Origin of the sequence: Staphylococcus sp. Marseille-Q1834 (assembly GCF_916858875.1) — a bacterium.
Classification (GTDB): domain Bacteria; phylum Bacillota; class Bacilli; order Staphylococcales; family Staphylococcaceae; genus Staphylococcus; species Staphylococcus pragensis.
In genome coordinates this window covers 1,648,225-1,661,723 of record NZ_CAKASN010000001.1, presented here as the reverse complement: position 1 = coordinate 1,661,723, position 13,499 = coordinate 1,648,225, and the positions used below count along the sequence as shown (strand labels likewise).

At 38.7% G+C, this 13,499-nt stretch carries 6 protein-coding genes, 6 tRNA genes and 3 rRNA genes; all 15 read right to left on the bottom strand.

Going from position 1 to position 13,499, the window contains the following annotated elements:
* Window positions 1-24 precede the first annotated feature (24 nt).
* On the bottom strand, window positions 25-1,380 hold the full coding sequence (gene glmM / locus LIX58_RS08230) for a phosphoglucosamine mutase (RefSeq protein ID WP_126566078.1): 1,356 nt from the start codon (window positions 1,378-1,380) through the stop codon (window positions 25-27).
* Window positions 1,381-1,413: 33 nt separating this feature from the next.
* Window positions 1,414-2,346, bottom strand: a complete 933-nt coding sequence (locus tag LIX58_RS08225) for a YbbR-like domain-containing protein (RefSeq protein ID WP_154838214.1) — start codon at window positions 2,344-2,346, stop codon at window positions 1,414-1,416.
* Window position 2,347: 1 nt separating this feature from the next.
* On the bottom strand, window positions 2,348-3,154 hold the full coding sequence (cdaA, locus tag LIX58_RS08220; RefSeq protein WP_126566073.1) for a diadenylate cyclase CdaA: 807 nt from the start codon (window positions 3,152-3,154) through the stop codon (window positions 2,348-2,350).
* Window positions 3,155-3,279: 125 nt separating this feature from the next.
* Window positions 3,280-4,596: an ISL3 family transposase gene (locus LIX58_RS08215; protein ID WP_226386239.1), complete on the bottom strand. Its 1,317-nt coding sequence runs from the start codon at window positions 4,594-4,596 to the stop codon at window positions 3,280-3,282.
* Window positions 4,597-4,797: 201 nt separating this feature from the next.
* Window positions 4,798-4,870: transfer RNA gene (locus LIX58_RS08210), tRNA-Lys, on the bottom strand.
* 3 nt (window positions 4,871-4,873) lie between these two features.
* Window positions 4,874-4,948: transfer RNA gene (locus tag LIX58_RS08205), tRNA-Gln, on the bottom strand.
* 6 nt (window positions 4,949-4,954) lie between these two features.
* Window positions 4,955-5,038, bottom strand: a tRNA-Tyr gene (locus tag LIX58_RS08200).
* A gap of 10 nt (window positions 5,039-5,048) precedes the next feature.
* Window positions 5,049-5,124 (bottom strand) — tRNA-Val (locus LIX58_RS08195).
* A 7-nt stretch (window positions 5,125-5,131) separates the two neighbouring features.
* Window positions 5,132-5,206 (bottom strand) — tRNA-Glu (locus LIX58_RS08190).
* Between the two features lies 1 nt (window position 5,207).
* A tRNA-Asn gene (locus tag LIX58_RS08185) sits at window positions 5,208-5,282 on the bottom strand.
* A gap of 12 nt (window positions 5,283-5,294) precedes the next feature.
* A 5S ribosomal RNA gene (rrf, locus tag LIX58_RS08180) occupies window positions 5,295-5,409 on the bottom strand.
* 69 nt (window positions 5,410-5,478) lie between these two features.
* Window positions 5,479-8,400: ribosomal RNA gene (locus LIX58_RS08175) — 23S ribosomal RNA — on the bottom strand.
* Between the two features lie 419 nt (window positions 8,401-8,819).
* Window positions 8,820-10,369, bottom strand: a 16S ribosomal RNA gene (locus tag LIX58_RS08170).
* Together the 16S, 23S and 5S rRNA genes with 6 tRNA genes alongside form the textbook arrangement of a ribosomal RNA operon.
* 449 nt (window positions 10,370-10,818) lie before the next feature.
* Window positions 10,819-11,886, bottom strand: coding sequence for an Mrp/NBP35 family ATP-binding protein (locus LIX58_RS08165; RefSeq protein ID WP_126565749.1), 1,068 nt, complete (start codon window positions 11,884-11,886; stop codon window positions 10,819-10,821).
* Window positions 11,887-12,031: 145 nt separating this feature from the next.
* The gene (locus tag LIX58_RS08160; RefSeq protein ID WP_226386238.1) at window positions 12,032-13,483 is read right to left on the bottom strand and encodes an MDR family MFS transporter; all 1,452 of its coding nucleotides are present in this window, start codon (window positions 13,481-13,483) and stop codon (window positions 12,032-12,034) included.
* Window positions 13,484-13,499 lie beyond the last annotated feature (16 nt).

Sequence of the window (13,499 nt, the reverse complement as noted above, 5' to 3'; positions counted from 1 at the left end):
CTCCCCTTTTTTTCTAATACAATATTATTTATCTAAACCCATTTTCTCTTCAACAACATCTGCAATTCGTTGAGCAAAACGTTGAGCATCTTCATCTGTAGCTGCTTCAACCATTACACGCACTAATGGTTCAGTACCAGAAGGTCTAACTAAAATTCTACCTTCTCCATTCATTTCCTCTTCAACTTCAGTCATTACTTGTTTGACATCTGCATTTTCTTCAACGTGATGTTTGTCAGTAACTTTAACATTGATTAAAGATTGTGGATATTTTTTCATTTGAGCTGCTAATTCACTTAAAGGTTTGCCACTCATTTTAATTACTGCTGCTAATTGTACACCAGTTAATAAGCCATCACCAGTTGTATTATGATCCATAAGAACGATATGGCCAGATTGTTCTCCGCCTAAGTTGTAATTGCCACGTCGCATTTCTTCAACTACATATCTATCTCCAACTTTAGTTTTATTTGAAGCGATACCTTCTTGTTCTAAAGCTTTATAGAAGCCTAAATTACTCATTACTGTAGAAACAATCATATTATTGTTCAGCTCATTATTTTTATGCATTGCTTGACCAATAATAAACATGATTTGATCTCCGTCGATAATATTACCTTTTTCATCTACAGCAATTAAGCGATCTCCATCACCATCAAATGCTAAACCGAAGTCACTTTCAGTTTCTACAACTTTTTCAGCTAATTGCTCTGGATGAGTAGAGCCACATGCTTCATTAATATTATAACCATCCGGGCTGCAACCAATTGTTTCCGTATTAGCTTCTAAATCTCCAAATAAAAATGGTGCTAATGCAGATGTTGATCCGTTTGCGCCATCTAAGACAATTTTCAAACCATCTAAATCAACATCAATTGTAGATTTTAAATAACTTAAATACTTTTGAGCCCCTTCAAAGTAATCAGAAAAATGTACAATATCTTTTCCTACAGGTCTAGGTAATTCAGGATTTTCTTGATCAAGTAAAGCTTCAATTTCATTTTCTTGATCATCTGATAATTTAAATCCATCTGCACCAAAGAATTTAATACCATTGTCTGCTACAGGGTTGTGTGAAGCAGAAATCATTACACCTAATTCAGCGCCCATTTCACGAGTAAGATAAGCTACACCTGGAGTTGAAATAATGCCCAATCGCATAACTTCTGCACCGATAGAAGCTAAGCCAGCGATTAATGCTGATTCTAACATTTCACCAGAGACACGTGTATCTCTACCTACTAGTACTTTAGGGTGTGCTTCACCTTTATTATGTGCTAAAACATAGCCCCCATAACGTCCTAATTTAAATGCTAATTCAGGAGTTAATTCTTTATTTGCTATTCCTCTTACTCCATCAGTACCAAAATATTTTCCCATTGTTAAATTCTCCTTTATTTATAAAAATTTAAATTATTTCAAATTAATATGTGCCGTTACTTCCTCTGTTTCAGCTTTTTTAACTTTGTCAGGTAGATTGATTTTAACCTTTTTATCTGTAGAATTAGATATATCATCTAAATTCACTACAGCGTCAACTTCATTAATATCTTGCAATGTCTCTCTATTACCATAAATTTCAATTTCATTTTTATCTAATGAAATATCATCAAGTTCTTCATCATCTGGTAAGTTACCTTCAGTGTGTACATGAACTTTGACTTTCTTACTATAAGGCTCTACCTCTGTTGTTAATTTCACTTGATCAGGTTTAATATGCACATTTAACTTGTTGAGTTGTTTATCAAAAGCAGTTACATCTGCTACATCAGAAGTGTCTTTATTTATCTTGTCTACGTCACGATAAGTAGCCTTGAGATAAGCAATTTTAGATAGTTGTTGTTTACCTCCTGTTACTTTCACAGTGTCAGGCTCTACTCTGCTATCTTTTACTTTATAATTAGCATCAATATCATTCTGACCTATATCAGGTTGTACATGCATTGTTTTAGAATCTTTATTTTCAAGAGTGATATAGGCTTGTTTAGGCTTGACATTATAATTGATGTCATTACTTAATCCTTTAACTATATAATCTTCTTTATAGTTCCCTGCTTTTGCATTAGATAAGTCAACTGTCACTTTAATATCATCCGAATTCTCTATTTTAAGTAGTTTGGACTGCGGTCCAGAAATCGTTACATTTACTGTATCTGGAGCTTTAGTAACATGTAAATCTTTTGAATTATAAAGAACTTCCACAGGTACATCTTCAATAGTTTTAGAAGAATTTTGAGATAAATTATTATTATTAAAAACATTACCAAAGACATTATTTACAGATAAGTAAAAGAATATAGCTAAAACTAAAGCTACAAATCGTAAACCCCATTTACTTTCTAACATCTTATTTCACACCTTTCTTTTGAAAGTGTGTACCAAACCAATGTTCAGCTAATAACTCTTCGAAAACTTCCTCTGAAATATCTCTACGTAATTTGCCATCAAATGTAACGGATATTGATCCAGTTTCTTCAGACACCACAACTGTAAAGGCGTCTGAAACCTCTGATATACCTACGGCTGCTCTATGACGCGTACCTAAACTTTTAGAAATTTTAGCACTGTCAGATAACGGTAGATAACTCGCAGAACTAGCAATTCTAGAATTTTGAATAATCATAGCTCCATCATGTAAAGGTGTATTTGGTATAAAAACATTGATAAGCAATTCTTGCGATATTTCAGAATTCATTGCAATACCAGTTTCAATATAGTCTTGTAAACCGGTTTCTTTCTCAAAAACGACTAATGCACCTATACGTCTTTTAGCCATATATTGTACAGCTTTAGAAACTGCTTCAACTAATTTTTCTTCATCATGACTGTAGGTATTTGTATATCGTTTGAATAAACTTCCTCGACCTAACTGTTCTAAAGCACGTCTAATTTCAGGTTGGAATATCACTATTAATGCTAGTACTCCCCATTGAATCACAATATCAAACAGCTTAGAAGTAGCAGTTAAATTAAGGATTTTACTGACTTGCTGACCAATAACTATAAATAAAATACCTTTAAGTAGCTGAATAGCCTTAGTACCCTTAAATACAGTAATGAGAAGATAAAGGACATACCATACGATAAGTAAATCAAGTACACTTGTAATTATTTTTAATGTACTTAGATTATCAAAAAAGTTGGAAAAATCCATAGCATCTCCTCCGAATATATTTTTCCATAGTCCTAATTATACCAATGAAAATACTAACTGTCATATGAACAATTAAAAATTTATGGCTCTACGTCAAATCGGACTGATGAGTCCTAATATTGAGATTAAGCAACCTTAGGTTGTTTAATCTCTTTTTTTGTTGTTGAGGCAAATAGTCGCGAAGTTATAATAATTCGATTACGTAAATTATCATAATTTCTATAACCAAAAGATACCCTTTTAATGAGTTTGATTTTATTATTAATTCCTTCTAACGGACCGTTGGTCAGGTTAGAATATATCATGGAGTTTTCAATGAAAGCTGTTAATCTTCTTAAAGTTCTAATGACTGGGCGTAATCTAGGACACACATCTGAAAGATGAATAGAAAAGAGTTTATGAGTAAATTTCTCTATTTGGTTTTCTTTTAATAATCGTCTTAGCTCATGAACGTAGTGATATGTATTAAATAATTCAACGTCTACACTTAATAAGTAATTCATAATTCCTTTTTCGGTTTTCCACTCTTTAAATAAACGGACTTTACGATAATTAAATGCCTCTAGCGTTTCAAAAGGTTTAAGAAATAGTTTCCAATAACTTTTATATTTATTGTAAAGCGGTCTATTAGAGGTTCTATAACAATTCATTATATGAACTCTAGACATATTTAACGCTCGATTTAAAGATTGAACAATATGGAAACGATCAATAATAATCTTCGCATTAGGAAATAATTGTTTGATTAGCGACATATAGGGTTCATACATATCAATCGTTACAGTTTTGACTTTTTGTCTTAGTTTCAAAGAATAACGATAAAAATGATCTTTCAGCGATTTTAACTTACGATCCGCTACCACATCTACGATGCGGTGTGATACAGCATCTGCATAAATAAAACTCATTTTTCCAATTACATTTTTAACACTTTTAAATTCGTCCATCATTAAGTGTTCAGGTAAAGCATCAAAAGAAGACTGACCTACGTCGCTTGCCGCTTGATTAATCACTCTAGATACAGTCATTGATGATACTAAGCATGACTTAGCGATAGATTTTTGAGAGCGGTATTCTTGTACTTTATCTAAAACTGCAAGTTTTGTTTTGTTAGAAATAAAACAATAATCGTCGACAATATTAGATTTAGCAGTAAAATAACTATCACATGTTTTACAATAAAATCTTTGTTTTTGAAGCTTTAAATAAGCAGGTATTTCCATAATTTTAAGTAAAGTAATCGTTGAAGTTTTCTTCCCATTTTTCACTATAGAGAAATTTTCGTTTTTAGTTAAACAGTTTTCACAATGTGTAGGTTGATAAGTAAGCTCTGCATAGTAAAACAAACTCTTTCGTCCTTTATATTTTTTCTCAGTCACTTCATCTGAAAAATTTAGATTTTTATCTTTAATTCTTAATGTATTTAATATAGACTTACACATAGGCGCATTACCTTTCTTTTTTATTTGGTGTGGTAGCTAATAATTATAGAGGTAATTGCGCTATTTTTGTATTCAAAACATAAAAATTTGACTGATGATTTTTAGTCATCAGTCCAATTTATTATAGAGCCAAATTTATTTATATTGTTGTCAAAACCTTTAGATAACAAAAAAAGCATCCCAAATTGGGATGCTTGTGAGTGAGCCATAGAGGATTCGAACCTCTGACCCTCTGATTAAAAGTCAGATGCTCTACCAACTGAGCTAATGGCTCTAATGGCTGGGCTAGCTGGATTCGAACCAGCGCGTGACGGAGTCAAAGTCCGTTGCCTTACCGCTTGGCTATAGCCCATTAAGATGGTGGAGGGGGGCAGATTCGAACTGCCGAACCCGAAGGAGCGGATTTACAGTCCGCCGCGTTTAGCCACTTCGCTACCCCTCCGACTTATAAATGGTGGAGAATGACGGGTTCGAACCGCCGACCCTCTGCTTGTAAGGCAGATGCTCTCCCAGCTGAGCTAATTCTCCAACAAAATGGTGACTCCTACGGGACTCGAACCCGTGTTACCGCCGTGAAAGGGCGGTGTCTTAACCGCTTGACCAAGGAGCCATGGCTCCGCAGGTAGGATTCGAACCTACGACCGATCGGTTAACAGCCGATAGCTCTACCACTGAGCTACTGCGGAATAATATGATATGCCTGGCAACGTCCTACTCTAGCGGAACGTAAATCCAACTACCATCGGCGCTAAGGAGCTTAACTTCTGTGTTCGGCATGGGAACAGGTGTGACCACCTTGCTATTGTCACCAGACAAGTGAATGATTATACATTCAAAACTAGATAGTAAGTAAAGATTTTGCGTCGCAAAATTTTGAAAAAATTGATTAAGTCTTCGATCGATTAGTATTCGTCAGCTCCACGTGTCGCCACGCTTCCACCTCGAACCTATTAACCTCATCATCTTTGAGGGATCTTATAACCGAAGTTGGGAAATCTCATCTTGAGGGGGGCTTCATGCTTAGATGCTTTCAGCACTTATCCCGTCCATACATAGCTACCCAGCTATGCCGTTGGCACGACAACTGGTACACCAGAGGTATGTCCATCCCGGTCCTCTCGTACTAAGGACAGCTCCTCTCAAATTTCCTACGCCCACGACGGATAGGGACCGAACTGTCTCACGACGTTCTGAACCCAGCTCGCGTACCGCTTTAATGGGCGAACAGCCCAACCCTTGGGACCGACTACAGCCCCAGGATGCGATGAGCCGACATCGAGGTGCCAAACCTCCCCGTCGATGTGAACTCTTGGGGGAGATAAGCCTGTTATCCCCGGGGTAGCTTTTATCCGTTGAGCGATGGCCCTTCCATGCGGAACCACCGGATCACTAAGTCCGTCTTTCGACCCTGCTCGACTTGTAGGTCTCGCAGTCAAGCTCCCTTATGCCTTTACACTCTATGAATGATTTCCAACCATTCTGAGGGAACCTTTGAGCGCCTCCGTTACCTTTTAGGAGGCGACCGCCCCAGTCAAACTGCCCGCCTGACACTGTCTCCCACCACGATAAGTGGTGCGGGTTAGAAAGCCAACACAGCTAGGGTAGTATCCCACCAGCGCCTCCACGTAAGCTAGCGCTCACGCTTCAAAGGCTCCTACCTATCCTGTACAAGCTGTGCCGAATTTCAATATCAGGCTACAGTAAAGCTCCACGGGGTCTTTCCGTCCTGTCGCGGGTAACCTGCATCTTCACAGGTACTATGATTTCACCGAGTCTCTCGTTGAGACAGTGCCCAAATCGTTACGCCTTTCGTGCGGGTCGGAACTTACCCGACAAGGAATTTCGCTACCTTAGGACCGTTATAGTTACGGCCGCCGTTTACTGGGGCTTCGATTCGTAGCTTCGCAGAAGCTAACCACTCCTCTTAACCTTCCAGCACCGGGCAGGCGTCAGCCCCTATACATCACCTTACGGTTTAGCAGAGACCTGTGTTTTTGATAAACAGTCGCTTGGGCCTATTCACTGCGGCTCTTCTGGGCTTGCACCCTAAAGAGCACCCCTTCTCCCGAAGTTACGGGGTCATTTTGCCGAGTTCCTTAACGAGAGTTCGCTCGCTCACCTTAGAATTCTCATCTTGACTACCTGTGTCGGTTTGCGGTACGGGCACCTATTATCTATCTAGAGGCTTTTCTCGGCAGTGTGAAATCAACGACTCGAGGAAACAATTTCCTCTCCCCATCACAGCTCAATCTTAAGAGTGCCGGATTTGCCTAACACTCAATCTCACTGCTTGGACGTGCACTCCAACAGCACGCTTCGCCTATCCTACTGCGTCCCCCCATCGATTAAAACGATGTTAGGTGGTACAGGAATATCAACCTGTTATCCATCGCCTACGCCTGTCGGCCTCAGCTTAGGACCCGACTAACCCAGAGCGGACGAGCCTTCCTCTGGAAACCTTAGTCAATCGGTGGACGGGATTCTCACCCGTCTTTCGCTACTCACACCGGCATTCTCACTTCTAAGCGCTCCACATGTCCTTGCGATCATGCTTCAACGCCCTTAGAACGCTCTCCTACCATTGTCCAAAGGACAATCCACAGCTTCGGTAATATGTTTAGCCCCGGTACATTTTCGGCGCAGTGTCACTCGACTAGTGAGCTATTACGCACTCTTTAAATGATGGCTGCTTCTAAGCCAACATCCTAGTTGTCTGGGCAACGCCACATCCTTTTCCACTTAACATATATTTTGGGACCTTAGCTGGTGGTCTGGGCTGTTTCCCTTTCGAACACGGACCTTATCACCCATGTTCTGACTCCCAAGTTAAATTAATTGGCATTCGGAGTTTGTCTGAATTCGGTAACCCGAGAGGGGCCCCTCGTCCAAACAGTGCTCTACCTCCAATAATCATCACTTGAGGCTAGCCCTAAAGCTATTTCGGAGAGAACCAGCTATCTCCAAGTTCGATTGGAATTTCTCCGCTACCCACAGTTCATCCGCTCACTTTTCAACGTAAGTCGGTTCGGTCCTCCATTCAGTGTTACCTGAACTTCAACCTGACCATGGGTAGATCACCTGGTTTCGGGTCTACGACCAAATACTAAACGCCCTATTCAGACTCGCTTTCGCTACGGCTCCACATTTCCTGCTTAACCTTGCATCAGATCGTAACTCGCCGGTTCATTCTACAAAAGGCACGCCATCACCCATTAACGGGCTCTGACTACTTGTAAGCACACGGTTTCAAGTTCTCTTTCACTCCCCTTCCGGGGTACTTTTCACCTTTCCCTCACGGTACTGGTTCACTATCGGTCACTAGAGAGTATTTAGCCTTAGGAGATGGTCCTCCCAGATTCCGACGGAATTTCACGTGCTCCGTCGTACTCAGGATCCACTCAAGAGAGAATACGTTTTCAACTACAGGATTATTACCTTCTTTGATTCAACTTTCCAGATGATTCGTCTAACATATTCCTTTGTAACTCCGTATAGAGTGTCCTACAACCCCAATAAGCAAGCTTATTGGTTTGGGCTCTTCCCGTTTCGCTCGCCGCTACTCAGGGAATCGAATTTTCTTTCTCTTCCTCCGGGTACTAAGATGTTTCAGTTCTCCGGGTCTGCCTTCTGACAAGCTATGAATTCACTTGTCGATAACACGACATAACTCGTGCTGGGTTCCCCCATTCGGAAATCTCTGGATCAACGCTTACTTACAGCTACCCAAAGCATATCGTCGTTAGTAACGTCCTTCATCGGCTTCTAGTGCCAAGGCATCCACCGTGCGCCCTTAATAACTTAATCTAAATATAGTTATTAATCTGTGAGTGTTCTTTCGAACACTAGCGATTATTTTTTATGAATTCAAGCTTATTTAAAACTCTATTCACTCGGTTTTGCTTGGTAAAATCTATTTACTTACTTATCTAGTTTTCAATGTACAATTTAAATTATTTAGTCAATCGTTTTCATACTTCTTCGTTATCACAAATTTAAATGCTCATTTACGAAAGTAAACTGCGCTTTAAATTCATTCAACTCATTGTCTGAGAAACGATTTCTTTAAATAATATTTTCAACAATCACAATTAAATATTATATCAAATTATAATGTTTAATGCAATCATCATTTAATTTGAATGTTTGAAATAAACATTCAAAACTGAATACAATATGTCACGTTAATTCATCATCTCTACGAGATGTTCCGAATATATCCTTAGAAAGGAGGTGATCCAGCCGCACCTTCCGATACGGCTACCTTGTTACGACTTCACCCCAATCATTTGTCCCACCTTCGACGGCTAGCTCCAAATGGTTACTCCACCGGCTTCGGGTGTTACAAACTCTCGTGGTGTGACGGGCGGTGTGTACAAGACCCGGGAACGTATTCACCGTAGCATGCTGATCTACGATTACTAGCGATTCCAGCTTCATGTAGTCGAGTTGCAGACTACAATCCGAACTGAGAACAACTTTATGGGATTTGCTTGACCTCGCGGTTTCGCTACCCTTTGTATTGTCCATTGTAGCACGTGTGTAGCCCAAATCATAAGGGGCATGATGATTTGACGTCATCCCCACCTTCCTCCGGTTTGTCACCGGCAGTCAACTTAGAGTGCCCAACTAAATGATGGCAACTAAGCTTAAGGGTTGCGCTCGTTGCGGGACTTAACCCAACATCTCACGACACGAGCTGACGACAACCATGCACCACCTGTCACTTTGTCCCCCGAAGGGGAAAGCTCTATCTCTAGAGTTGTCAAAGGATGTCAAGATTTGGTAAGGTTCTTCGCGTTGCTTCGAATTAAACCACATGCTCCACCGCTTGTGCGGGTCCCCGTCAATTCCTTTGAGTTTCAACCTTGCGGTCGTACTCCCCAGGCGGAGTGCTTAATGCGTTAGCTGCAGCACTAAGGGGCGGAAACCCCCTAACACTTAGCACTCATCGTTTACGGCGTGGACTACCAGGGTATCTAATCCTGTTTGATCCCCACGCTTTCGCACATCAGCGTCAGTTACAGACCAGAAAGTCGCCTTCGCCACTGGTGTTCCTCCATATCTCTGCGCATTTCACCGCTACACATGGAATTCCACTTTCCTCTTCTGCACTCAAGTTTTCCAGTTTCCAATGACCCTCCACGGTTGAGCCGTGGGCTTTCACATCAGACTTAAAAAACCGCCTACGCGCGCTTTACGCCCAATAATTCCGGATAACGCTTGCCACCTACGTATTACCGCGGCTGCTGGCACGTAGTTAGCCGTGGCTTTCTGATTAGGTACCGTCAAGACGTGCACAGTTACTTACACGTATGTTCTTCCTAATAACAGAGTTTTACGATCCGAAGACCTTCATCACTCACGCGGCGTTGCTCCGTCAGGCTTTCGCCCATTGCGGAAGATTCCCTACTGCTGCCTCCCGTAGGAGTCTGGACCGTGTCTCAGTTCCAGTGTGGCCGATCACCCTCTCAGGCCGGCTACGTATCGTCGCCTTGGTAAGCCGTTACCTTACCAACTAGCTAATACGGCGCGGGTCCATCTATAAGTGATAGCAAAACCATCTTTCACTTTTGAACCATGCGGTTCAAAATATTATCCGGTATTAGCTCCGGTTTCCCGGAGTTATCCCAGTCTTATAGGTAGGTTACCCACGTGTTACTCACCCGTCCGCCGCTAACGTCAGAGGAGCAAGCTCCTCGTCTGTTCGCTCGACTTGCATGTATTAGGCACGCCGCCAGCGTTCATCCTGAGCCAGGATCAAACTCTCCATAAAAAAATTATGATGTTTGATTAGCTCATAAAACTAAATAGTGTTTGTAACTTAAAGTTACATTTATTGGAATTAACGTTGACATATTGTCATTCAGTTTTCAATGTTCATTTAAAAACAATCTCTTTAATTATATAACTTTTATTTTCAAAAGTCAATAACTTTTTCGATTACTTTTATTATTTTAAATCATCATTTTAATGTTTGCAATGGTAAGTTTTACACCTTTTTAACAAACTCTTAAAAGAATTTACATTCTTTTTGACGACTTTTATATCATATCAAATTGAAAGATATAAGTCAATAATAATTTTTATTATTTTTTATTGTTGAACAACTGTAGTACTTCTGTTGCTCACAAAAAAATATTCTAACAGGTTTTAAAAAAATTGCAATAGAAAAAACGCATAAAATTAAATATTTTATGCGTTTAAATTACACTTTTTTAGTTTTTATTTCTTAATAGTAGATGCAATTACTTTTTGAGCTATTTGTTTATATATTTTTCCTAAACGATCATCTTCTTGATATATAGATGGTGAAAAGTCAACAGGATTCCAAGTAGGCTGTTCAAGAGGTAATTCTCCTAATAGTTGCGTATTTAATTCATCCGCTAATTTACGTCCTCCGCCTTTGCCAAATACATATTCTTTATTGCCTGTTTCTTTGCTTTCAAAGTAACTCATGTTCTCAATAACACCTAAGATTGAATGTTCAGTATGTTTAGCCATAGCGCCAGCTCTCGCTGCAACAAATGCTGCTGTTGGATGTGGTGTTGTTACAATGATTTCCTTACTACTTGGTAACATTGAATGAACATCTAATGCTACATCCCCAGTTCCTGGAGGTAAATCAAGTAATAAATAGTCAAGTTCTCCCCACTTCACTTCTACAAAGAAATTAGTCAGCATTTTACCTAGCATTGGACCACGCCAAATAACTGGAGCATTTTCCTCTACAAAGAAAGCCATAGAAATTACTTTTACTCCATGACGTTCTACTGGAATAATTGTTTTACCTTCAACTCCTGGTTTTTCATCAATTCCCATCATATCTGGAACACTGAAGCCATAAATGTCAGCATCCACTAAACCTACTCTTTTACCTTCACGTGCTAAAGCAACTGCTAAATTAACAGCAACAGTTGATTTACCGACGCCACCTTTACCAGATGCTATAGCTATAAATTCAACTGGATTATCTTGTGATAATAATCCTTCAATTGTTTTAGGTTGTTCTTTCTTTTTGCCTGTATATTGTTCAACCTTTTCAGCAGGGAGTTCTTCAAAACGTATACCTACTGTTTTTGCTCCATTCTCTTTAAGTGCTTTAACAATTGCCATTTGTAAATCTAATTGAGGCTGTCCTCCTAATTGAGCAATCGCAACCTTAACACTTGCATGTTCAATTTCATCTTTAATTTTAACTTCGACAATACCATCTGTTTCTTTAAGAGGTACATCGATAATTGGATCTTTTAATTCTCCAACTATTTCTTTTACTTGATCTACCGTTAACAATGTAAATCCCCCTTAGTGTTCTTTATATGTATATTTTAACAAATATGCACATTCCTTGTGACTATCTCATTCAGTATATTATTTTTAATTAAACAAAAAAAGAAGTTAGCTCATCATTTCATACTAACTTCTTTTAACATTAACGTTACAAATCACGTGTATTTTTATTTTTTTGAGATAAATGTCTATCTTCTTTAATAAATAATGAAAATACAAATCCTATTATCACTAATACAGAAACAATAGCAAATGATAAATCAACCCCTGCTGCAACACTTTGACGTTGAAGTACTTCTTTACTTACATGTTGAGTTGAATCAGGACTTAATAACTTAGCACCCATACTCATAAATGTCACCATTAATGCAGTACCTAATGAACCTGCCATTACTCGTGCAAAGTTCATAATTGCAGTACCATGTGAGATGTCTTTATTTTCCAAAGCATTAATACCTGCCGTATTAATAGGCATCATTAAAAGTGATACTGCAAACATTCTAATAGCATACACAACTACTAATAATGTATAAGATGTATCATATTTTAAGAAAGCTAAGAAAATGGTAGTAATAGTTAATATAGTAAAGCCGGTTAAAATTAATATTCTAGGTCCATATTTATCATAAATTTTGCCGGTATAAACTGACATTAAACCATTTAATAAAGCACCAGGCATAATAACCATACCGGACATAAAGGCTGAGAGCCCTAAACCATTTTGTACAAATAATGGTATCAGGAGAGCTGGTCCAACCATTGACATCATTACTATCATTGAAGTAATGGTACTAAATGTAAATATTTTACTTCTGAATACCCATAAATTTAATAAAGGGTTAGAAATTGTTAATTGTCTTCTTATAAATATGCCTACGATAATCATTCCTATGATAAATGAAATAATTACAATTGGATTTGTAAATCCAATATTTCCTGCACTACTAAAGGCATATAACATTAATCCAAAACCTAACGTAGAATAGATGACAGAACGTTTATCCAATTCTGTTTGTTTTGTTTCATTATAACTTGTTAAGGAAATAGCACCGAAGATAAATCCAACTAAGGAGATGCCGACAACTACTATAAATGGTACTCTCCAACTGGCATTATCTATGATTAATCCTGAAAATGTAGGACCAATTGCTGGAGCAAATTGAATAACTAAACCTGCAAGTCCCATTGCAAAGCCACGTTTTTCTTTAGTGAACAAAGTAAATAATGTGAATTGCATAAGGGGCATGATAATACCAGCGCCCATTGCTTGAATCACTCTAGCAACCATTAATGTACCAAAGTTAGGCGCAATCGCTGCAATAATAGAACCTATTAAGAACGTGCCCATTGAAACTAAATAAAGTGGTTTAGTTTTAACTCTATCCATTAAAAATGCCGTTAAAGGAATCATAGTTCCGTTAACCAACATAAAACCCGTCACTAACCATTGAGCCGTATTCTCCGAAGTGTGCAACTCTCTCATTATATGAGGTAACGCTGTATTCAATAGCGTTTGATTTAAAATGGCTATAAATGCACTTAAAAGCATAACGGCAACGATTAAATTTCTTTTATGCTTCGATATTTCAATATTTGCCATTACTCATAATCTCCTT

Bases quoted from the DNA above. Each gene is read 5' to 3' on its own strand.
- LIX58_RS08160 (WP_226386238.1), bottom strand. From the start codon at position 13,483: ATGGCAAATATTGAAATATCGAAGCATAAAAGAAATTTAATCGTTGCC.
- LIX58_RS08215 (WP_226386239.1), bottom strand. From the start codon at position 4,596: ATGTGTAAGTCTATATTAAATACATTAAGAATTAAAGATAAAAATCTA.
- LIX58_RS08225 (WP_154838214.1), bottom strand. From the start codon at position 2,346: ATGTTAGAAAGTAAATGGGGTTTACGATTTGTAGCTTTAGTTTTAGCT.
- glmM (WP_126566078.1), bottom strand. From the start codon at position 1,380: ATGGGAAAATATTTTGGTACTGATGGAGTAAGAGGAATAGCAAATAAA.
- cdaA (WP_126566073.1), bottom strand. From the start codon at position 3,154: ATGGATTTTTCCAACTTTTTTGATAATCTAAGTACATTAAAAATAATT.